Raw genomic sequence first — 23,001 nt, 5'->3', positions numbered from 1 at the left:
GTGGATATTCATGGTGTTCACGAACTTTCAAGCAGACTTCAGATGCCCGAGGGCTATGAAAAAGCACCTGATTTTGATAAGGCTATGACAACAGCTTGGTATTCTTCACCACTTGCCTATTTGAATACCTGGAAATCACCTGTGCTGTTTATCCATGGAGATGATGACCGCAATGTTCAGGTCAGCCAAACTGTTGATCTGATCAGGAGGTTTGAGGAAAGAAAAATGCCCTACGAATACCTGATCATACCGGATGATTCCCATCATTGGATGAAGCATACAAACCTGGTCAAGGTCAATAGGGCTACAGTTGAATTTTTGAAAAAACAACTTAACCCATGATGAAAAAGGCTTTTTCGATTTTGATAATTTTACTTTTCGCAATCACTGCCCAATCTGAAGCCCAAAAGCTGACAGAAAGAAAGGTGCGCAAAATGTTTATGGAATCTGAGATCATGCAGGAACATTTTGTCGGATTTATTCTTCAGGAAGAAACCGGTAAAATTGTTTATGCGCAACATCAGGACATCCATTTTGTACCCGCTTCCAACACCAAATTATTGACTTTATATACAGCCCTCAACATATTGGGGGATTCAATTCCAGCTTTCAAATATCGGATTGAAGGGGATTCCTTAATCATATGGGGAACAGGTGATCCATCATTTCTTCATCCAAAATTGGACAACCGTAGAACTTATGATTTTTTAGCCAATACTCCACATCAGATTTTTATGGCAAATGAACCTGACCTGGAATTTGAACCAAGTTATTGGAGATCAGATTTAAGTTATTTTCCGATGTACGGAAATCTTGCGACCATTAAATCCGACACCACATTAGGTTTGTTTGTTTTTCCAGAACCAATTTCCAGATATGTTGTCCAAGACTCGACTATCATTTCAACAAGATTCAATATTAACCGGTCAAAATCAGGAAAGGAATTGGTATATCCGAAGATGACAATTCCAGGTGATTTCCAAAGTACCGTACCTTTTCCCATGGACCTGCAGGTGACACGGATTTTGCTAGAGGATACTTTAAAAAAAGAAGTGAATTTAATAATGAAGAAAAAACCTTCAGAGACAAATATATATTTCAGTATTCCTTCCGACAGTCTTTACAGGCATATGATGCTTCCCAGTGATAATTTTATAGCAGAGCAGATTCTGTTGATGTGTTCCGGAATGATATCAGACACCTTGAATGTAAAAACAACCATTGAGTTTGGTTTGGAAAACCATTATAAAGAATTCAAAAATCCGCCTGTTTGGGAAGATGGTTCCGGATTGTCAAGGTTTAATCTGTTCACCCCAAGTACAGTCTTGGAAGTGTTGAATCTCATAGAAAAGAAAATCGGGGATAAGGGTAGACTTAAATCATTATTGCCTGAAGGTGGAGTAAGTGGCACACTTAGGACAGCCTATCAAACTGATAATGGTAAACCCTTTGTTTGGGCAAAAACCGGTTCCCTGAAATATATGCATCTACAAAGCGGGTGGCTTGAGACCAGAAAAGGAAGAGGGTATAGATATGTCTTTATGAACAATAATTTTGTCCGCCCCAACTCAGAAGTAAGAAATGAAATGGTAAGGATCATGACGGAGATACATGAAAGGTATTAGGGATTTCTACAGGATTTCAGCTTAATCGCAGCCATGACAAAGTTGTGACTATTTCATACTTCGTGCGATAGCGGATATTAAAATAAAATATTGGTTGAAAAATTTTTTATCAAAACCCTATAAAAATTATAGGGTAATTAGGAAATTAAAAAACCATCTCTTACTTTTGGATCAGTCATTTAAATATTATTGTCATGAACTTACATTCATTATCCACTCAAATCGCAGCAAATGAATCATTTGCATTCCAGAAAATCACCAAAAAAGAAGGTGCCAATACCAAAGGATTGAACCCATTGGAAATTATGGAAAGCTGCGGAATGGTGAATGTGCTTGAGACGGCTTCTTTTAACTTCCCTAACTTTCCCGAGGCCAAAAAGAGTTTCCAGGTCATCTATTTTGAACTTTCAGAAGAATTCCAAGCTGTCAAAGGGCTATTCAATGGATTGATCAGTTTGGGGCAGGAAGAGGGTGTAATCCTTGAATCTGAAAAGGAATTGTCCCGGTATTCTTTGAAATATTATGTCTCTGATGAAATGGCAGTCAACAGCTACCTGACCAAGATTTTCAGGTTTGTATCAGATGAAATCAGGTTCAAACAGATTTTGAAAAAGTCAATTGCAAATCAAAAAGCTTTTGCCAAAGAAGAGCAACTTCTTCGAATGGAGCTTTTCGCATAAACATAATCATAAAATTAATTCTTACTGAAAAGGGGAGATTCCATTTGGATTTTCCCCTTTTTTCGTTTGAATTCCCAATATTAAAAGCAAGTTTTGTAGTTGGTTTTCAAGCTTTAAATCAACAATTATAATGAATAAATACACTGATCTCATTCAACAGACCTTTGATTTTCCCACTAAAGAATTTCATGTAAATAATAACGAACTCCACTTCAACGGAGTCAATTTGATGGAAATCATCAAAGAATACGGTACGCCATTGAAAATGACCTACCTGCCCAAGATTTCGGAAAACATACAAAATGCGAAAACCTATTTTGGCAATGCCATTCAGAAACATAATTATAAAGGAAATTATACTTATTGCTACTGTACCAAGTCTTCCCATTTTAGTTTTGTGTTGGATGAGGCGCTGAAAAACGATATCCATATCGAGACCTCTTCTACCTTTGACATTCCCTTGGTCAGAAGTCTATATGAGAAGGGCAAAATCACAAAACAGACCTATATCGTTTGTAACGGTTTCAAAAGACAGTTGTACAAGCAATACATCACCGAGCTGCTCAATGATGGATTTGTGAATTGCGTGCCTGTATTGGATAATCTCAGTGAGATCGATTATTATCTTGAGCATGTGAAAGTTCCCTTTCAGGTTGGTATCAGGATTGCAGCGGATGAAGAACCCAAGTTTGGTTTCTATACATCGAGATTGGGCGTGAGGTACAATGACATCATCAAGCTGTATGAAGAAAAGATCAAAGACAATCCCAATGTCAGCCTAAAAATGCTGCATTTCTTTTTGAATTCAGGTATCAGGGATACCGCTTACTATTGGTCTGAACTGACCCGCTTTATCCAAAAATATGTGGATCTGAAAAAAGTAGCCCCAACTTTAGATACCATGGATATCGGAGGTGGCTGGCCTATCAAGACCAATGTGTTTTTTGACTATGACTATCAATATATGGCTGAACAGATCGTCAAAAACATCAAATGGATGTGTGCTAAAAACCATACGGAAGAGCCCAATATCTTTACCGAATTCGGAAGCTTCACAGTAGGCGAAAGTGGTGCAGTGCTGTATTCCATATTGGATGAAAAGCTGCAGAATGACAAGGAACTCTGGTATATGATTGACGGCAGCTTTATCACCCAATTGCCTGATAGTTGGGGATTGAACCAAAAATACATTATGCTGGCCGTAAACAACTGGGACGAGGAATATCATAACATCAACCTTGGCGGTCTGACCTGTGACAGTATGGATTATTACAATTCCGAAGCCCATCAATTCAATATTTACCTGCCAAAAATCGAGGAAGGCAGAAAACAATATATTGGATTCTTCCATACAGGGGCTTATCAGGAATCACTTGGAGGCTATGGAGGGATACAACACTGTCTGATTCCTGCGCCCAAGCATGTCATCATAGACAGGGACACTGATGGCAGTATCAAACACTGGCTATTTGCACCGGAACAGAATTCCGAAAGCATGATGAAGACTTTGGGATATTGATCTTTATAAAAGGGTTGATTACAAAAGAAGCTTTTTTTTTGAACCATTAGGCATGAAAAAGCTATATTAATCGTTCCTTTGTAATGAATTATCTCACCTTAGGTTTTAAAATTGGTCTCCTTGTATCATTATGCTCTTTATATTTTCTTTACACTAAAAGGTTATGTGACTTCGCGGCTTTGTTTTAAAAAACCTTAACAGGGAGAACTGACATAAATGCTTAATTGAATAAAATTCGATAATTTATTTCATAATTCGCATTTTTGTTTTCTAAAGAAAGTATCTGGATTTGCAAACAAGTGTGTTTCAGAATTAAAATCTGATAATTAAAATCTCTTTGAGATATACTTCTTTATCTGAAAATTAATCGATTACATGAAAAAAATACTTTGGTTTACTATTCTCTATTCTTTTTCATTTTTTGTATGGGCTCAAGAAACCTATGATGGAGAATACACTTTTAATGGACTCAAAGGTGTTGGAACCTTTGATTTTATAAAAGGAGAAGGTGATGCCATCATTAAGCAAGGCGAGTTCAAGTTTATCCGAAAAGAAAGGGACATTGAGGACAAAACTATTTTTTATAAGACAGATGTGATTGGGTTTTACGAGCAAGATTTAAAAACAGGACATTGGGAGTATCAGGATGAATTGCATAGGATAGAGCTCCAGGATGTGGTAGAATTCAATTTAGATTATGACCTGAGTAGTGAACAAATCAGTTTAACTGCAGAATATCAAAGCGGTGTGCCCCATGGCAAATGGGTGTATATAGAGAATGAATACCTAAATGGAACGCTTTCTCCAAAGTCACAAGCAGACGATGTTAGGTTCCGTAATGGAGATATAGAAGGCAAGTTCCAATACAAATCATTTGTGGAGGGGAAAACCCATTTTATTAAGGGTGAACTCAATAAAGAAGGGTTTATGAATGGTGAATGGACTTTTGTGTACAGAGCGGATGATATTCTAGTGTCAGAGGTGAGGAAATATGAAAATGGGTTTTTATTGGGGGTGGTAAAGAGGAACCTTGAGACAGACAGCATGATTGAGGAGTCTGTGTTTTTTCAAACGATCAGAAAGCTTAATGCTGTAAATGCAGGGGAAAACAAGGGTTTCCGGATTTCGGAAGACCGGTTTGGTATTCAATTTAATGATGGTTTTTTGTCAGGCTCTGATCAGTTTGCTGTTCAAAGAGCAGGTAATCAATTTATAAATATATTTTTAACGAACATCCTACGCTATGATGCCAAATTTGTAAACCCAAATGGAGAGTTGATAGATTATCCGGTCCACACCAGGAGGTTTGTCTTCGAATTGACTAGAGGTGAGCAACGGGTAGTGGAGGAGCTTCCAGGCAAATTTGATGTGCTTATGTCCACAGTAAGAGACTATGCGGAAAGAAATGCTTTGAGATTGAACAGACAAAAATCTGATTCACTTTCTTATGCTTATGATTTTTTCCAATTTCAACTGGAAAAACTGACAGAATTCGCTGAAATCATGAATCTATTCCGCACCAAAGAAATCCAATTTTACGACCTCCAGTATTTGGCAAGTGAAGAATTACCATTTCTTAGAGAAAAAGATGTGATCTCTTACACCTTTGAGGATAGTACCTACACCAAAGAATTGGAATATAATGTGGGTAATATTGAAGAAAGTTTTTATACAGCCCTGTCAGGGTACATTGCGCAGATCGGTACCAAAACATCAGAGATAAAATCTTATGTAGATGGATCATTGACAAGAATTGAAAGAGATGATGATCTCAGAGGTATTGAAGGACAGATGAGGGATAGAAAAGACGAACTTGATGAGAAGTTTACAGAAATCCAGGATTTTGATCAAATGACACGTCAAATTCTACGTGCCGTTCATGACAATATTCTTGAAACCAATTTTAATCAGCTCAATGAAAAATATGCCAAGGAGGAGAATTTTGACCAGAAAAAAGAAACAGCAAAAGTAATGCTTGACCTTTTGGATGAAATGGAAAGCAAATATGAATCTTTGAGCAAAATCAGTGAGCGGGAACAAAGATTGGATGAGTTTTATATGGAAGAGACTTTCAATCCCTTCACCTATACCAGGTATGACCAAAGGGCTAAACCTAAACTTTATGAAAGTGCTGAAATAGTATTTGAGCACTATGTTGAGCAACTGATAAATGAAAAAGATTACACTCAAATTAAAAATTGGGTGTCAAAAATAGACAGATACTTCGAACGAATGGGAGAACTAAGAGAAGCAGACACCCGAAGAGAAGAAAGAAAAATCAATCGAAGACTATCAGTGAGTAAGATTGAATCAATGTTGGAATTTTAAGTTTAGGGATTAATGAAATTTAGAAAAGGCGGGATTTGTCTATTTTTATGGCTTTGCATTAGGTATTGTTCTGAAAGCACATTTGCTCAGGGACAACAGCCAATTGTGGTGCCGCAAGAGAAAATAAGCTTACCGGCTACAACGGAAAACTGGAATGGACTTTACCTCAAATTGAGGATGACCGAAAAATGGTGGTGGTATCAGGAGAATCACTATCGTAGGAGGAGCAGTATCGACAATAGGTCAGATTTTATCAGAAGGATGGGTCAGCTCTACAATAGGTTTGGGTTTACCTATCTGTTTACGGACAATTTTGAAGTCACATTTGGTCCAACATTAGTATGGAATTTTGCCCCTGATAGGGGAAGCCAGGAATATGTAGATTCCGTCTTAGAGCCTAGATTTTGGCACCAATGGCTACTTACCCAAGGAGTAGGATCGGTGAAAATTTTACACCAGTTCAGATTTGAGCATAGATTTAAGAGAAGCAATAATGTAGGTGCTGAATTTAATTATACTGATAGGTGGAGGTATAAAATCACAGCATACGTGCCCCTCAATAAACCAAAGATGGAGAATCACACCTTCTTCATAGCGCCATCCAATGAGTTTTTCTTTGAGACAGGAAATCAAGTCTGGAATATTTTTGAAGAAAACAGGTTATATACAGCCATCGGCTATACCTATAACAATTACATGTTTTTTGGAGGCCATATGTGGACTTATGGTCCTTCAGCTATACCGGGAACCTATAGAAACAGACATATTATCAGGCTTAATGTGATGTACACAATTGATTTCAGAGATAGAAGAAGGCCAATAACCAGAGACTTTGCATTCTAAATTTTGTTAAAAAATAAAGATGGATAAAATAGTATTGATAGCTGCGTTTTTGATAATATCCACTGCTTCTTACGGTCAATATAAAGAGCAAATACGTGTAATGCATGGTTATGAAATGGGAGTGGATAAAGGTTTTTTCGGAATGAATTTTACCGGCGAGTATTTTCCTTTAAATTACTTTTCTGTAGCTCCTTCATTTACGTTTTTTATTCCTGCTACTGGCAATGCCAGAGGTTTTGATATCAATGCCAGATACTACTATTCCGAGAAAGAGAGGCAATGGTACGGATTGCTTGGATATGGGCACTACACCCGGATTTTTGAGTTCAATCCAAAAGGGAGAGAAGCCTTTCACTCTTTAAATGTTGGAGGAGGTGGTATGATCAAACTGAGTGATGAAATCGGAATCAATCCCGAAATCAGATATCAAGGAGGAAGGAACGACCTACTTTTTAAAATAAGTATGGTTTATTTCGTGAATTAAAATACCTTCTTACATTGGCCGGCAAGGAAGCGGACAGTTGCGTTGTTTTTATATTCCTTCAGTATGGTCCACCCACATACCATTCAATGTCATATAGCTTTTCATACAATCCGCAGTCATACAGCTATGAACCGGAAGAATACCCAATAGATCTCCCACTTTCACTTGGGCAAGAAGTTCATCAGAAGCCTTTACCAAACCATGTTCCTGGGAAATACTTTTCAGGTAAGAACGGTCGGCGGGAACAGTCCATCCGTTTTCATTCAAGATCACCACTTCCCCGAAGTTTTTACTGCCATCGGGTTCGGTCAGTACGTCTTTGGCCAAATGAACCCCACCGCCGTGGATAAGGATTTCTTTTCTCCCTTTTTTGATGTCCACCACGGGTACAGCCAGTGCTACCGCCACATCTTCCTTTTGACAACTGCCAATATTGACCTGCATCAGGTCATAGAAAACAAAGTTGCCAGGACCGATTTCATCCACATCCCCGAAATCTTCGACCACAGCACAGCCCGGGGTATCACCGATCCTGGTGTTCATTTTTGGGTATTCAGTGCGGTATTTGTTTTTGAGCATGTTGAGGGCAGCAAGGCTTTCTTCATAGATTTTAACCTTGTCCTCGGTATAGTATGTATGTCCGGGATGAAGGTAAAACCCTTTGAATCTGAGTTTATCCGTGCTTTTTGCCCTTCTCAAAATGGCTTCGATCAGCCCGAAATCCGAAACTTCCACGCCCGTTCTCCCATATCCTGCATCGATTTCTATAAAAAAACCTACGGGGTAAACGAGTTCATTGGCTAGCTTTTCTGTGACAGCTTCATTGATCAGCTGTACGGATAGGGATTGGTTTTTGGCCAGCTCACTGAGCTTTTTGGTTTCTAAGGGATTGAAGGGAAAAGCAATGTGGATATTTTCCCAGCCATGTCCACAAAAGTATTCAGCCATTTTGATGGATGAAACGGTGATTTCCGTGATGCCATACTCCTTTGCCCATTCCCCCACCAAATGGGACTGCGCTGTCTTAAAATGCGGTACAAGTTTCTTTCCCTGGAATTTGGCCTTCAAAGCCATTTTTTTCAGGTTGTTCCTACAGATTTTTTCGTCCAATAACAGGGTAGGTGAGGTGATTTGGGATAAGTATGACATCGAAATAAAATTAGAATGGTTTGAAGGTTGAATTTAGGAAAAATAGATTTAATAATATAAAAGCCAGAATTAGGGATTATGGCCTAAGTGCATTTCCAAAATTATATTCCAACTAAATTGCCTGTGATTTTATTTGTTTTGAATTGACCATGATTGAAGGTAATTAATTAAATATGGACTATATTGTTGAAAACAAGGAGTTTTGTATAGTTTGACAATTGTGCATAAAAGCAAGTTGTTAACTTTATCTGACCACATTTTTGAATTATGAAAAAACCGCTGTTTTATTTAAAAGAATTATTGGCAACTTTTTGGTTTTTGCCGGTATTGATTATAGCCTTTTCGATTTTCTTATCCATCGGTTTGGTCTATTTGGATAGCATAATTGACATTTCACATGAAGGCTGGATTCGCTTTTTTTTAGTAAATAGTTCAGATTCTGCACGTAGTATATTGTCCACCATATCAGGTGCTATGATCGGTGTGGCGGGAACTGTTTTTTCTGTAACTCTTGTGGCATTGACCTTGGCCTCTTCTCAGTTTGGGCCAAGACTTATCAAAAACTTTATGTATGTAAAGCTCAATCAGGTTGTTCTGGGGTCTTATGTATCTACTTACTTATATTGCCTACTTGTTTTGAATGCTGTTAGAGACAGTAACGATCATAATTTCATTCCATCCATTTCTATTCTTGCAGCTATTTTAGCCGCGATGGCAAACATCATTTTGCTCATCGTATTTATCCATCAAATTGCAATCAGCATTCAGGCAGACAAAGTGATTTCTGAGATTTCGGAATTTATCGCGGAACAGGTAAATTCACTATTTCCCGAAAAAATGGGAGAAGAAAAAGAAGGACTTGACATTGATGCTGTTTCAGCTATTTCAGCTTATAAAATGCACACATCTATAAAATCACCCAAAAGCGGTTATTTTCAATATATCGATGGTGATTCTTTGATAGAGGTGGTAGTTGACCAAAATGCGCTATTTGAGTTGAATTATCGTCCGGGTAGTTATTTGGTAAAAGGTATGGAAATTGGAATGCTTTACTCAAACAAAAATTTGGAGGAAAAAGCGTTGGAAAGCTTGGTAGATCAGTTTGTCATTGGCAAGACCAAAACACCACAACAAGACCTTGAATATTCTATATATCAGATGGTGGAAATCGCTGCAAGAGCCCTTTCTTCTGGAGTTAATGACCCCTTTACTGCAATAGTTTGTATCGATCACCTTACTTCGACCATGTGCTATTTAGCTGAGGCTGAATTTCCTCTGAAATATCGATTTGATGAAGAGGGTTATCTCAGAATAATAGCGGATACTTTGGATTTTGAGGGGGTTCTAGATGCTTCATTCAACCAAATAAGGCAGTTTTCCGCAGGAAGCACAGCAGTCATTATCAGGTTGATGGAAGCTTTGGTAACCATTATTGGATTTACAAAGAAAGAAAGCCACCGAAAAGCAGTTCTCAAACATGCTGAGATGGTTTTGAACTTGGGGAAGAGAGATATTAAAGAAAAAAATGACTTTGAGGATCTCAAAAGAAGAGCGGATAAAATATTGGGGAAATAGGGAGAGGGAAGTGAGAGGCGAGATGCGTGAGACAGTGTCAAGAGCCAAGAAACAAGAGCCAAGAAAGAATCGAGAGGCGGGAAGCGAAATGCGAGAGACTAGAACCAAGAAACAAAGCCTGCCCCGAGTATCGGGGAACCAAGAATCAAGAAGCGAGAACCGAGATGCGAGAGACATGGTACAAGATTCAAGAACCAAAGCCTGCCCCGTACCGATAGCTATCGGCACGGGGAACCAAGATTCAAGAACCAAAGCCTGCCCTGGGTATTGGGGAACCTTGAAGATAAAGCGAAATTCAAGACACATAATGATGCTTTGATAATTTAATACCTAAACTATTTACATAGACTTCTCCTTGTCATGTCGATCCCGACAGCTGTACGGGAGAGACATCTGGCTAGGCTTAAGAATCAAGAATCATAGCTTGCCCGGAGTATCGGGAAGACAAGACCTGCCTGCAAAATGCCTATAATTTCAAGTTTTAACGCTCCATAAACTTGACTTCATTAAATAATAACTATCCAACTAAGAGGGTCTTGCCATCATAAATACCCAACAAAATCAAACTGACTTACACACCAATAAAGCAAAACCTTTATGAAAACCATCCTAAATGAAGCAGATTATGCAGCAATCAGAAAAAGGATAATGGGACTTTCAGCTACAAGTCCCAGACAATGGGGCAAAATGAACCTGCAGCAAATGCTTGTTCATTGCACTGCACAATTAAAACTGGCACTGGGTGAAATTACCTCTAAGCCCCAAGGTCTTTTTTTGATGCGAACAGGATTGGGAAAGTGGTTGATTTTTTCAAATCTACCCTGGCCTAAAGGAGCAATGACACCAAAGGAAATGAATGTGGCAACCAATGATTTTTTACTGACTGATATTGAATTGGAAAAAGTGGATTTATTGAATTATCTCGAGAAAGTAAAAAGGCAAGATCAGTTATTCCCACATCCATTCTTCGGGAACCTCAACCGTAATGAATGGTCAAGGATGATTTATAAGCATCTTGATCACCATTTAAAGCAGTTTGGTAGCTATTGATCATAGAAAAATTACCTTCAATCCGACCTTGAAAGGGTCAAATAGAAATAATGAAAGTGTGTGGGCCAACGACCTAGAAGAGGTCGAATAGAAGCTTCGTTGAAATAGTGATACGACCCATTCTGGGTCGGCCTGTTTTGCATGTAATTTATTATCTATAAACATGTTATCCCTTCAGGATAATCGGCCAGAACACAATTGAGACTTGTTGAAAGACTTTCAAACATCGAGAGCCGACCCTGAAAGGGTCATATGTTTATAGAAAAAATGATTGTTTTCTAACCAGCGACCCTAAAAGGGTCGAATGAACCCGAGTTTTTCGGTGGGATTGATGCAAACATGATCTATGAACATAAAATTGATAATAACAGAGGCAGATTATAGAGAAGCTCTGAATAGATTAGATGTCATCTTTGATGCAGCCACCGGAACACCTGAAAATATATAGGTTTGTAGGTATTTGAAAAATCAACTATCTTGTTGATTACAAGCTGTTTGTTTTGCTCTCATCAATGGTAGATGAAACAAACTGTCACCGGAAACTTATATCAAAAACTATGAATCGGGACTTTTATTTCTTTGGGATCTTTTTTCTTGGACTGTTTGTGATTGCTGCTTTATTTACTAGCATTGTTTTTTTTCAGATTAATTTCCATTTGCACAACCTGCATTCTTTTGGTAATTGGTTGTTGGTCCTTATAGGAACTGCATTGATCGGATCCATATTCATGCTGAAATACTTTCAACATAAAGCGTACAAATTTGCATTTGTGACAGGATTGATGGTTGTTATATTTGGGCTATTACAAAATGTCTTTTTCTATTTTCTCTTGCAGGCAATGCTGAAACAATTACAGGACTATTATATCCCGATTTATATTCTTTCACTTGGCGCAGGTTTATTATTTGGTATAAGCCTGGTTTTTTCCAAAGCAGGAAAAAATCCATGGCTAAGGGCAATGGGGATTTTAATTTTGATCGTAGGGGTCTTCTCGGCCTATGTTTTGAACCTGAGTCTGAATACCCTGCCAGGACCGCCCAATAGTGCAATCATCCAATTGACCCAATGGATTTCATTGGCAGCAAGCTTGGAATTTATTCCATTGATCATAGTTTTTTATACTGAACTAAAGGCATCAAAATCAAATCCTGAGACATCCTGCCCATATAAATATTCAGAGCCACTAACTGGTTTGGGCGGAGTAAATGTGTTGTTAATATTGGTATTTGGTGTTATGGTAGGCTTACAAAGCCATTGGAGTACGTATGCATCTCCCAGCACGAAGGCTATGGCCAAACCCTTTGAAGCAAGGAGTTTTATTAACAGTGAAGGAGACACCTTGCTTTATCGCTTGCTTCTACCATTGGATTACGATCCCGACAAACAGTATCCAATGGTAGTATGCCTGCATGGAGGGGCAGGCTATGGTACGGATAATTTCAGACAATTCGATGGATCCCTTTTTGCCAGGATGCTATCCAGAATGGAAAACAGGGAGAAATATCCTGCTTTCGTTTTTGTTCCCCAATGCCCTCCCGGATCTTCCTGGGGAGGTCTTCCCAATTTACCTGCGATAGATGAATTGGTTTTTGAGACAATGGGTTCTCTGACGGATGAGTTTGCCATTGACGAAAACAGACTTTTTGTTGCAGGCCATTCGCTGGGAGGATATGGGGCCTGGCACTTAATTGGAACACATCCGGAAAAGTTTGCCGCCGCAATCCCTTTTGCAGGAGAAGGTGATCCTAATCTTGCTCCGAATATGGTGGATGTTGCTATATGGGCTTTCCATGGAGCAAAAGACAGAAACGTGCCGGTAAGCGGTTCAAGAGCCGTGATTGAAGCCATCCGAAAAGCCGGAGGCGATCCCCGCTACACTGAGTCTCCAAAAGGAGGCCATGGCTGGGAAATAATTGAGGATACACCGGGTGTACTGGAATGGCTTTTTGCACAGAAGAGGGATGAAATGAAACCTTCCGTGTCGCCTTTCTGATTTGCTAATGAAAGTTAAAAAAGCATCAAATAAATTCGTCAATGAAAAAAGGTGAGTATAAAGATGAATATTTTTTTGATTGGATTGAAGATGATTGATTATTGTTAGATAAAAGATTATGCGACCCCTTCAGGGTCGACCTGTATTGCATTTATTTTATTTTCTATAAACATGTTATCCCTTCGGGATAATTAGCCAAATTTTCGATTGAGACTTGTTGAAAAACTTGAAATCATTGTGAAACGACCCTGAAAGGGTCACATGTTTATAGTGAAAATAAATGTATATGGAACATCGACCCCGAAGGGGTCGAATCTGAGCTGCCAAAAAACAAGCATTCTTTCTCTTTTCTTTTATGATTACTGACAATTTATGCATAAAAATACCCTGAACAGGGGATTTTATGGTTTTCGTGAATTGGTTAAATTTGAATAAATCAAATTATTCTGAACCTTAAAACATTAAACAGATGGTAGGAACTTTCTCAAAAATCTATATTCAGGTAGTATTTGCTGTTCAAGGAAGGAATTCCCTAATTCAAAGCAATTGGGAAGAAGAATTATACAAATATATTACGGGGGTTTTTAAAAATAAGGATCAAAAACTTTTGGCAATTAACGGAATGCCTGATCATATCCATATCCTTATTGGAATGAAACCTTCTTGTCGTCTTTCTGATTTGGTAATGGAGGTTAAAAAAGCATCAAATAAATTCGTCAACGAAAAAAGGTTTACCAAATACAAATTCAAATGGCAGGATGGATACGGGGCATTTTCTTATTCCCACTCAGCTTTGGACAAAGTAATTGCCTACATCAATAATCAAAAGGAGCATCATAAAAAAATCACCTTTAAGGAAGAATATATTGCGTTTTTAAAAAGATTCCAGATCGAGTATAAAGATGAATATTTGTTTGATTGGATTGAAGATGATTGATTCTTGTTAGGCAAAAGTTTATGCGACCCTATCAGAGTTGACCTGTTTTGCAAGTATTTTATTATCTATAAACATGTTATCCCTTCAGGATAATAGGTCAGGTTTACAATTGGGCTTTAACGAAGATCTTTCACCACTGTTTACCGACCCAGAATGGGTCATATGTTTATAGAAAGAAAGATGGAGAGTAAACCAACGACCTCGAAGGGGTCGAATAAAAGCTTTGCTGAAATGAAATAGTGATACTACTCATTCTGGGTCGACGATTTAGCATTTGTTTAATCAACTATAAACATTTTATCCTTCAGGATAATTGGACAGAACTCCCTATATGACTATATGAAAGACTTACAACAGGACAGCCGACCCTGAAAGGGTCATCTGTTTAGAGAAAGAAAGATGGAGTTTAGACCAACGATATCGAAGAGGTCGAATAGAAGCTTCGTAAAATAGTGATACGACCCATTCTGGGTCGACGTTTTAGCAAGTATTTAAAATAACTATAAACATTTTATCCCTTCAGGATAATTGGTCAGATTTTCGATTGAGACTTGTTTGAAGACCATGTTACATCGGGAGCCGACCCTGAAAGGGTCAGATGTTTATAGCAAAAACGAGCGAGTATTACCAATACAATTCAAATTTTCTGAATTGCATGAGATAATCCTTTTACTCAACTATGATTTTTAAAAAAAATATAGGATCTAATCCGCCTCTACTTTCGTCCGCCCACGGACAATATTGTTCACAACAAAATCCTTTTTTCCCTGACCTAAGCCTGTTTTGTGCTAATACGACCATTTTCACTTGGCATGGGTATTGGCAAAGAGAAGGTTACGGAATATTAACTTGAGATTTTAATCTTTTAACTATGCCCAAGTTATTCCCAAACCACAGGATCAACCTTTTACCTCACCGATATGATTTTGAATTACTTGAAGATTTTTGTTAGAAATTTTAGCCGGTTTCCGGGACATTCACTGTTGACTTTGATGGGTCTATCCATTGCTATTGCCTGTTCCTTATTGATTTTTCTATGGGGACACCACCAATGGTCTTATGATAAATTCCATTCGGATTCGGACAGGTTGTATAAAGTGATCACCCATAGAGATGCGGATGGTGCCAAACAGACCTATTTTATGGCAGGTTATAATATGGATGTTTCAGGTGTTCCCGAAGTGGAGGCAGCAACGCATATTTCCACCGGAAACAGGTGGCCGCATGAACTGTGCTTTTGGCCGGATAGGGAAGTCGATGAATGTGTGTATTTGAATGGGGTTTATGCCAGCGAGAACCTGTTCCAGACCTTTAGTTTTCCTATTTTAAAAGGTGGACAAGAACCATTGAAAAATCCTGCTTCAATCGCCATTTCGGAAAATATGGCTTCAATCCTGTATGGTTCAGATGACCCGGTTGGCAAGACCATTATGATTGATCGCAATAAAGAGGTGGTGGTAGCCGCAGTTTTTCAGGATATTCCCAACCAATCATCCATCAAGTTTGATTTTGCATTGCCCATGCAGATGCTCCAAAACCAATGGGGCATCAATGAGGAACAATTGTCCGGCAATTTCTTTGATGTTTACCTCAAATCAAGTTCCGGGACCAATGCTCCTTTGCTATCTGAAAAACTGAATGACACAAAGGTAATCGGCGAAGGCAATCAGTCTTATGGCCTGGTTTATGAAGCAGTTTCATTTTCCAAATGGTATCTCAACAGTAATTATGAAAATGGCCTAAACAGCGGCGGACGCATTGACCAAATCATCCAATTTGGTTTGATAGGTTTTTTGATAATTTTAGTCGCCATCACGAATTTTGTCAACCTCACCACTGCGAGGGCTTCCCTGAGATGGAAGGAGATCGGTGTCAAAAAGGCCGTTGGTGCTGATAGGGCCAATCTGATTTTCCAGTTTTTATGTGAGTCCTATTTCATGGTTTTTCTGGCTCTTGGGCTGGGATTTCTCCTGACATGGCTGATATTGCCCGGATTCAACCAATTGGTAGATGATCAGATCAGTATTTGGCAGCTTGCCGACCTTAAATCCGTCCTGTTTATCTTGGGATTTCTTTTGGTTTTGACGGTGCTTTCCGGTGCTTATCCAGCATTTGTGTTGTCATCTCTTCGAACAGCGAAGATTCTCAAGGGCTTGGTACAGGTGAATTCCGGTTCATTGAATATTCGGAAGATGTTGATCGCCTTCCAATTGGCCATTTCCATCGGCATCATTTTGTTCAGCAGTGTCATTTATTACCAATTGGATTTTATGCAGACCAAGAATCTTGGATTTGACCGCGAAAATATGATCAGGTTGGAACCCACTTTCAAGCTCCTCAAAAACTTTGAACCCTTTAAAAATGAATTGCTGAAATACGGGGAGATTGAAAAAGTAAGTGCTTCTGATGCCAATCCTTTGGAAGTAGGTGCCGGGACTATTTTGGTTGATTGGCCTGGTAAATCCCCTGATACACAGATTTCTTTCCAGGTCATTGGAAGCAGGTATGACTTTCCTGACCTTCTCGGTCTTGAAGTTACAGAAGGAAGAGGTTTTATCAGTGAAAAAGTAACCAAAGATTCATTGGCCACTGAGGCTATCATATCAGAAAGTACGGCAAAGATGATGGGGCTAAGCCAGCCGGTAGGGGCCACCATCCGATTGTATGATTATATCAACTGTGAAATCATAGGGGTGGTCAATGATTTCCATACCAATTCCCTGAAAGAATCCATTGAGCCGGTTATCATTTATAGGAAACCAATTGAGAATGTGACGGCCATCTATGTCAAATACGCACCCGGTACCACCATGAGGGCAATGGAAGTTATTCAAGGTGCTTATCATGCTATTGAACCCGATTTCACCATGAAATATTGGTTTCAGGATGAAACTTTTGCCAATCTATACAAATCAGAAATCGTGATTTCCAGATTGGTCATCATATTTTCATTAATTTGTTTCATCACGGCGATCATCGGTGTAGTAGGTTTGGCCACATTTAATTCCATGCGCAAGACCAAAGAAATCGGAATCCGAAGGGTGTTTGGTGCTTCCTCAATGCAGGTTTTGAAGGTATTGTTGTTGGAATTTGCATGGCCTGTTTTATTGGCTTTGGCAATAGCAATCCCAGTGTCATGGTATGTTGGTCATGAATGGCTCAAGGGATTTGCATACCGGATCAACATGCCATGGCAAAATTTCGGTTTAATGTTATTTGGGTTGGGATCTTTGCTGTTTCTGATTATTTGGCTGCACGCCCAAAAAACCATTTCTTCCAATCCCACAAAATCTCTTAGAAGTGAATGATTTCGTTCGCCCACGAACAATAATGTTCGCAGCAAATGGCAATTATTCCTGAATCAGAGCCGATACAGGCCGTTATGGACATTTTCACTTGGCATAGGTATTGGCAAAGGTGTATTGGTCCGGAATGATTGTTTTTATTCCCGGAATTTTTAAAAATTAATGTAAAGAAAAAATATGCTATACAATTATCTGCTTATTGCCTGGAGAAACCTCTTAAAGAGAAAGGTGTATGCTGCGGTAAATGTTTTTGGACTAAGCCTTGGCATCAGTGCCTGCATGTTGGTTTTTGCTTTGGTCGCACATTTGAAAAGTTTTGATAACTTCCATCCGCATGCTGACCATACTTACAGGTTGGTGACGGATTCTTTCGAGGGTGCAAGAGAATTTTATACTCCAGGAGTGCCTGCTGTTCTTAAGGAGGCTTTTGTACAGGATTTTGCTGGAATAGATGCTTCAGTGCTGATTTCAGGTGGACACAATGGTTTGCTTGCGGTCAGTGAAGGGGAACAGGAAAATCATTTTTTGGAAAATGATGTTGCTTACACTACGGATGATTTTTTTGAGTTCTTTGAAAGAAAGATATTAAAGGGAAACTCAAACGGGATTTTAAATGCATCAAATCAGGCTGTAATATCCAAAAGCCAGGCTGAGAAATTATTCGGTACGGAGGAAGCGATCGGCAAAACCTTTCAGTTTCAAAAAGGAGATGTATTCGCCGTCACTGCGGTGATGGAAGATTTTCCCGACAACACCCATTTCCCATTTCATATTTTGATGTCTTACGAAAATCTCCGTGAAAGCAGAGAATCGGGAGGATGGTTTAGCATTTACAGTGATGACCAATTGTACCTGGCCATCTCAGATCCTGAGGCCAAATCAAGGATAGAAGCGGGAATTCCCACATTTGTGGACAAATACCTAGGGGATAAAAACAAGACAAATCGAACCCATTGGTTGCAGCCCTTATCTGATTTGCAGTTTAATGAACGCTATAGCAATTTCACTTACAAGAGCACTTCATACACGGTTCTTCACTCCTTGGTGATGGTGGCTCTTTTTCTCCTGCTGACCGCCAGCATCAATTTTATCAACCTGAGTACGGCACTATCCGGCAAAAGGTCTAAAGAAGTGGGTTTAAGAAAGGTATTTGGAGGAAATAGAAGACATATCGTTTACCAGTTCTTAAGTGAAACAGGTTTGATCTGTCTTTTTGCAATTTTCACCTCTTTAGTGATTAGCAATGTTGCACTCAAGTACCTCAATGATTTCTTGGGCGCCAAAGCAGATTTTGCCGTTTTCCAGACACCTTCGGGAGTAGCGATTGTCCTTGGGCTATGGTTGTTGGTGAGTCTGACTGCCGGATTTTATCCTTCTTTCAATCTTAGCAAACTCAATCCGGTCTCCGCGATCAAAAATCAATTTCAGACCAAAAACAGCAGTTCCTATGTATTGAGAAAAGGTTTGGTGGTATTTCAGTTTATGATTACCCAGTTCTTTATCATCGGTACAATGGTGTTAGTCATGCAGATGCGCCACCTGAGGTCTGCTGATCTGGGATTTCAAAAGGAGGCAGTAGTTTCTTTTTCCATACCTGAAAGGAATGCAGAAAAATCGACCTTGCTTGCCGAAAGACTTAGAAATCTGAACGGCATGGAAACCGTTTCCCTGTCCTTTACAGAACCTGCTTCCACCTCCACCTCTTCGACCAATGCCATTATGGTGGAAAGCGGTGAGGAGTACACGGTGTATATTAAGCCCGGAGATGAATATTTTATTGATACGTATGGCCTGGATTTATTGACGGGGGAAAACCTGATCAAAGAAGATACCGTCACCCGATTTCTGGCAACAGAGGCATTTGCCAAAAAAGCAGGATTCGTTAACCCGGAGGACATGGTGGGCACTTATATTAAGATAGGTGGCATTGATGCACCGGTGACAGGAGTGGTAAGGGATTTTTATGCCCGATCACTCAAATCAGAATTGGAACCAATGGTCATTTATAACAACCAACATTTGTTCAGCACTGTGGGTATGAAAATCAGCGGTGCAAATGCCAACCTGGTGTTAGCTGAGGCAGAAAAAATATTTGCTGGATTGTATCCTGAGTTTACATTTGAGTACATTTTCCTTGATGAAAGAATAGCGCAGTTTTACGAGGCAGAGGAAAAATTGACCCTCTTGTTTTTGATCTTCTCCCTGATAGCTGTGCTCGTAGGCTGCATAGGTTTGTATGGATTGGTGTCTTTTATGGCTGCCATGAAGGTCAAGGAAATAGGAGTCAGAAAAGTATTGGGCGCTAGTTCGGCACAGGTTCTAGGGATGTTCTCCAAAGAATACCTGGTCTTGCTGCTCACTGCTTTTGTTTTGGCGGCACCCTTGGCCACGTTCCTGATGAATAAATGGCTGCAGGATTACGCTTCCAAGATTGAGATTTCCTGGGACTTGTATGCGTTTTCTATCGTATTCGTTGCCCTGATTGCTTTATTGACAGTAGGCTACCGTTCTGTTCAGGCCGCTTGGTCCAATCCGGTGGAGTCTTTGAAAAGCGAGTGATTTGAAGGATGAGGGGGGAAAATTTTAGATTTAAGATCTTAGATTTAAGATTTAAGAATTGAGACCGAGTGGGTTGAAGGATTGAAGAAAGGATGAGGGATGAAGGTGGTGCGTCATTGCGAGTCCCCAACATTATTAAAATGTTCAGAATTGGTAATGACATCAGGCCATAGACCTCTCTCCACGATAGCCCCGTTAGCTATCGGGGGGATCGAGGTGACAAGGCAAAGTCCTTTAAAGAATTGAATGCTATTTATAGTTCTAAACCATCAATATGAATATCTGTCATTGGTAGGGAATAAGGATGATAATTTAAAGTGCCGTAGGCACGGACGATAAAGAATGTCAAAGAAAGAGTTAAAAAAAAACATGAAAAATCTTATTTAGGACGAACGTCATCGGTGATTACCCTGCCAAGATGTATGGATCTTCCGTCTTCTTTCCACTCTGGACACCTGTCTCTTCATCCGACATCGGACTTCCAACTTCCAATAATAAAACCATGCTAAAAAACTACCTTATCATCGCCATCAGAAATATCAAGCGGAACAAACTCCGGACTTTGGTCCATGTGTTGGGTCTATCTTTAGGAATGGCTGTTTGTTTACTGGTTTTCAATGTGGTGTATTTTGCCCATGACTTTGATAAATTTCATACCAATGCCGACAGGATTTTTAGGATCAATTCCAGCATGGAATGGGAACCGGGCATCCCAAATCAATCTCCTGCCATACCCGGGCCATTAGGTGAAGTGATCGACCAAGAACTCGCCAATATTTCCGGCAAGGGCCGATTTTATACCCTGCATGAAACTATGGTGTCGATACCGGGGCAAAACCGGCAGCTTGGTCGAAGCAATAAGGTGGCCTTTGCAGATCCCGGTTTTATGCAGATTTTCCAAAGAGAATGGTTGGCAGGTGATCCGGTTACTGCCTTGGAGGAACCCGGTTCAGCGGTGATTACTGTAGCCAGTATGGAAAAATATTTTCCGGGATTGGCACCACACGATGTTTTGGGCAAGGAAATTTTATGGATAGATGCCAATGATTCCATCATGGCACAGGTAAAAGGTGTGGTCAAAGATTATGAGGAGAGAACGGATTTCTTTTTTCAGGATTTCATCTCTTTCAGTACCATCAACAAAAAAGAAAAAGAAAATTGGTATGGTCTTCAAAGTTGGGGCAATTTCAATACTTCCAGTCAGCTATTTGTGTTGTCGGCTGTACATGCCACCCAATCAGATATTGATGAAGGATTGAAAAGCATTTCCGAAAAACACTATAGGGGTGAGGACAATTCCAGTACTTATTTTCTTGCCGAGCCCTTGGCCAATATCCATTTCAATGAAAATTATGATGATACAGCAGTTTCTCAAGCCATGTTGGATGGGCTGATTTACATCGGTATCATTATTTTATTGTTGGCTTGCCTGAATTTTATCAATCTGGAGACCGCCCAGGCCATCAACAGGGCCAAAGAAGTTGGTATCAGAAAAACTTTGGGCAGTCAGCGGAGGCAATTGATTTTTCAGTTTCTAAGTGAAACTTTTGCCATTGTATTTATCGCAGGGTTTTTCGCTGTTTTATTCGCAGACCTGATCACGAAATATTTCCAGGATTACCTTCCACAAGGTTTTGAACCTTCCTATATCAACAGTTTGAGTCTTGTGTTTCTTTTCGGTTTGATGTTGTTGCTTACTTTTGTGTCAGGGCTATATCCGGCTTTGGTATTGGCAAGATATCAGCCTCAAAAAGCCCTAAAAGGTGAGATACATTATGTCCATGGGTTTTCTTTGGGGGTATTTTTGAGAAAAAATCTTACTGTGCTCCAATTTTCCGCATCCATTGCATTTATCATTCTGGTCACGGTGCTGACCTCCCAATTGAAATATATCAGTTCCCAGCCTTTGGGTTTTGAAAAGGATGCTGTGCTATATACCAATCTCCCATTTAGGGGAGATAGAGATACCAGGGAAACGCTAGCGGATAGATTGAGAAACGAAAGTTTTGTACAAGGAGTGAGTCTTAGTGGGGTGTTGGTTTCTTCCAACAGCATGTGGACATCAGACCTTTATATTACCAAGGATACAAGTGAATCCATGCTGTTCGTCCACACCATGAATGTGGATTCGGCATTTGTGGATGTCCATCAGATCAAATTATTGGACGGAAGAAAAGCCCATAATCAGCAAGATGAATTATTGGTCAACCGTAAATTCCTTAGAGAAGCAGGTTTCAGCAATCCTTCCGAAGCTGTAGGTACCATAGTTACTTTTGGAGGAAGTTCCAAAACAATAGTTGGTGTCCTGGAAAATTTTAATGCATCAAGTTTGAAGGAAGAAATCATGCCTATGGTGCTGACTTTTAATCCGGATTACTTTCATATGATGATTGCCAAAGTATCAGGTAAGCAAAACCTGGCTTTCGCCAAAGAAAGGTTGGAGAATCAATACAAGGAAATGTATCCTCAGGAAACAGTTTCATTCAGTTTCATGGATGAGCAATTGGCCCAATTTTATGAAGAAGACCGCAAGATTCAGGGTGTATTGGGCTTTGCCTCCGGAATGGCCATTTTGATTTCAATATTGGGTCTATTTGGACTTTCTTCCTTCACCATTGCACAAAGAACCAAAGAAATAAGCATCCGGAAAGTACTTGGAGCTGGAGTTTTGCAGCTTATCGGATTGATCTCCACGCAGTATTTTTGGTTAGTGTTGATTTCATTTGGATTGGCTTTTTACCCTGCCTATTACTTCAGCAATATGTGGTTGCAGGAATTTGCCTATCGCATTGATATGCCCTATCTGATGTTTGCGGGAGTAGGATTTGGAGTCCTGATATTGGCTCTCCTTGTAGTCGGATTCCATTCCCTTGGAGTGGCCAAGACCAATCCGGCGGAGATATTGAAAAGCGAATGAGTAAAAGGATGAAGGATAAGGGATGAAGGTAAGAGC

Annotated in this window: 15 protein-coding genes; 14 read left to right on the top strand and 1 reads right to left on the bottom strand. The window is 39.6% G+C overall.

The features are described 5' to 3' along the window. The 7 genes from ACEW8O_RS02380 to ACEW8O_RS02350 all read left to right on the top strand — a co-directional run. On the top strand, nt 1–342 hold a 342-nt coding region (locus ACEW8O_RS02380), incomplete at its 5' end, for an alpha/beta hydrolase family protein (RefSeq protein WP_373493022.1). Next, nucleotides 339–1,625 carry a D-alanyl-D-alanine carboxypeptidase gene (locus ACEW8O_RS02375; RefSeq protein WP_373493021.1) on the top strand — a complete coding sequence of 429 codons (1,287 nt, stop codon included), beginning with the start codon at nt 339–341 and terminating at the stop codon, nt 1,623–1,625. The genes ACEW8O_RS02380 and ACEW8O_RS02375, both read left to right, overlap by 4 nt. A gap of 194 nt (nt 1,626–1,819) precedes the next feature. Next, a complete protein-coding gene (locus ACEW8O_RS02370) occupies nt 1,820–2,305 on the top strand; it encodes a hypothetical protein (protein ID WP_373493020.1) in 486 nt (161 codons plus the stop codon). A gap of 130 nt (nt 2,306–2,435) precedes the next feature. After that, the gene (locus tag ACEW8O_RS02365; RefSeq protein WP_373493019.1) at nt 2,436–3,824 is read left to right on the top strand and encodes an arginine decarboxylase; all 1,389 of its coding nucleotides are present in this window, start codon (nt 2,436–2,438) and stop codon (nt 3,822–3,824) included. A 375-nt stretch (nt 3,825–4,199) separates the two neighbouring features. Next, nucleotides 4,200–6,152, top strand: coding sequence for a hypothetical protein (locus ACEW8O_RS02360; protein ID WP_373493018.1), 1,953 nt, complete (start codon nt 4,200–4,202; stop codon nt 6,150–6,152). A 12-nt stretch (nt 6,153–6,164) separates the two neighbouring features. Further along, nucleotides 6,165–6,995, top strand: coding sequence for a DUF2490 domain-containing protein (locus ACEW8O_RS02355; RefSeq protein WP_373493017.1), 831 nt, complete (start codon nt 6,165–6,167; stop codon nt 6,993–6,995). A gap of 19 nt (nt 6,996–7,014) precedes the next feature. Beyond that, nucleotides 7,015–7,479, top strand: a complete 465-nt coding sequence (locus ACEW8O_RS02350) for a hypothetical protein (protein WP_373493016.1) — start codon at nt 7,015–7,017, stop codon at nt 7,477–7,479. A gap of 48 nt (nt 7,480–7,527) precedes the next feature. Here the strand turns inward: ACEW8O_RS02350 and ACEW8O_RS02345 are convergent, their stop codons facing one another. Further along, nucleotides 7,528–8,628 (bottom strand): alanine racemase, encoded by a 1,101-nt coding sequence (locus ACEW8O_RS02345; RefSeq protein ID WP_373493015.1) that lies wholly within the window; start codon nt 8,626–8,628, stop codon nt 7,528–7,530. Nucleotides 8,629–8,895: 267 nt separating this feature from the next. On the opposite strand from ACEW8O_RS02345, the gene ACEW8O_RS02340 reads away from it, so the two are divergent. The 7 genes from ACEW8O_RS02340 (at nt 8,896) to ACEW8O_RS02310 (ending at nt 22,965) form a co-directional block, all read left to right on the top strand. After that, nucleotides 8,896–10,203, top strand: a complete 1,308-nt coding sequence (locus tag ACEW8O_RS02340; protein ID WP_373493014.1) for a DUF2254 domain-containing protein — start codon at nt 8,896–8,898, stop codon at nt 10,201–10,203. 597 nt (nt 10,204–10,800) lie between these two features. After that, nucleotides 10,801–11,253 (top strand): DUF1569 domain-containing protein, encoded by a 453-nt coding sequence (locus tag ACEW8O_RS02335; protein ID WP_373493013.1) that lies wholly within the window; start codon nt 10,801–10,803, stop codon nt 11,251–11,253. A gap of 557 nt (nt 11,254–11,810) precedes the next feature. Further along, a complete protein-coding gene (locus ACEW8O_RS02330; RefSeq protein ID WP_373493012.1) occupies nt 11,811–13,247 on the top strand; it encodes a prolyl oligopeptidase family serine peptidase in 1,437 nt (478 codons plus the stop codon). Between the two features lie 469 nt (nt 13,248–13,716). Next, nucleotides 13,717–14,184, top strand: a complete 468-nt coding sequence (gene tnpA, locus ACEW8O_RS02325; protein WP_373493011.1) for an IS200/IS605 family transposase — start codon at nt 13,717–13,719, stop codon at nt 14,182–14,184. 920 nt (nt 14,185–15,104) lie between these two features. Then, complete coding sequence (locus ACEW8O_RS02320) at nt 15,105–17,492, top strand: ABC transporter permease (RefSeq protein WP_373493010.1); 2,388 nt, start codon at nt 15,105–15,107, stop codon at nt 17,490–17,492. Between the two features lie 174 nt (nt 17,493–17,666). Beyond that, the gene (locus tag ACEW8O_RS02315) at nt 17,667–20,048 is read left to right on the top strand and encodes an ABC transporter permease (protein ID WP_373493009.1); all 2,382 of its coding nucleotides are present in this window, start codon (nt 17,667–17,669) and stop codon (nt 20,046–20,048) included. Nucleotides 20,049–20,550: 502 nt separating this feature from the next. After that, nucleotides 20,551–22,965, top strand: coding sequence for an FtsX-like permease family protein (locus ACEW8O_RS02310; RefSeq protein ID WP_373493008.1), 2,415 nt, complete (start codon nt 20,551–20,553; stop codon nt 22,963–22,965). Nucleotides 22,966–23,001: the final 36 nt, after the last annotated feature.

It is taken from the genome of Aquiflexum sp. (assembly GCF_041749095.1).
Taxonomy (GTDB): Bacteria; Bacteroidota; Bacteroidia; order Cytophagales; family Cyclobacteriaceae; genus Aquiflexum.
The sequence above is the reverse complement of the archived record's forward strand: the minus strand, read 5'-3'. Positions and strand labels throughout refer to the sequence as shown.

Excerpts from the sequence above, each read along its gene's own strand:
- ACEW8O_RS02315 (WP_373493009.1), top strand. The coding sequence starts at position 17,667 with ATGCTATACAATTATCTGCTTATTGCCTGGAGAAACCTCTTAAAGAGA.
- ACEW8O_RS02350 (WP_373493016.1), top strand. The coding sequence starts at position 7,015 with ATGGATAAAATAGTATTGATAGCTGCGTTTTTGATAATATCCACTGCT.
- ACEW8O_RS02320 (WP_373493010.1), top strand. The coding sequence starts at position 15,105 with ATGATTTTGAATTACTTGAAGATTTTTGTTAGAAATTTTAGCCGGTTT.
- ACEW8O_RS02345 (WP_373493015.1), bottom strand. The coding sequence starts at position 8,628 with ATGTCATACTTATCCCAAATCACCTCACCTACCCTGTTATTGGACGAA.
- ACEW8O_RS02310 (WP_373493008.1), top strand. The coding sequence starts at position 20,551 with ATGCTAAAAAACTACCTTATCATCGCCATCAGAAATATCAAGCGGAAC.
- tnpA (WP_373493011.1), top strand. The coding sequence starts at position 13,717 with ATGGTAGGAACTTTCTCAAAAATCTATATTCAGGTAGTATTTGCTGTT.
- ACEW8O_RS02375 (WP_373493021.1), top strand. The coding sequence starts at position 339 with ATGATGAAAAAGGCTTTTTCGATTTTGATAATTTTACTTTTCGCAATC.
- ACEW8O_RS02360 (WP_373493018.1), top strand. The coding sequence starts at position 4,200 with ATGAAAAAAATACTTTGGTTTACTATTCTCTATTCTTTTTCATTTTTT.
- ACEW8O_RS02355 (WP_373493017.1), top strand. The coding sequence starts at position 6,165 with ATGAAATTTAGAAAAGGCGGGATTTGTCTATTTTTATGGCTTTGCATT.
- ACEW8O_RS02370 (WP_373493020.1), top strand. The coding sequence starts at position 1,820 with ATGAACTTACATTCATTATCCACTCAAATCGCAGCAAATGAATCATTT.
- ACEW8O_RS02340 (WP_373493014.1), top strand. The coding sequence starts at position 8,896 with ATGAAAAAACCGCTGTTTTATTTAAAAGAATTATTGGCAACTTTTTGG.
- ACEW8O_RS02330 (WP_373493012.1), top strand. The coding sequence starts at position 11,811 with ATGAATCGGGACTTTTATTTCTTTGGGATCTTTTTTCTTGGACTGTTT.
- ACEW8O_RS02365 (WP_373493019.1), top strand. The coding sequence starts at position 2,436 with ATGAATAAATACACTGATCTCATTCAACAGACCTTTGATTTTCCCACT.
- ACEW8O_RS02335 (WP_373493013.1), top strand. The coding sequence starts at position 10,801 with ATGAAAACCATCCTAAATGAAGCAGATTATGCAGCAATCAGAAAAAGG.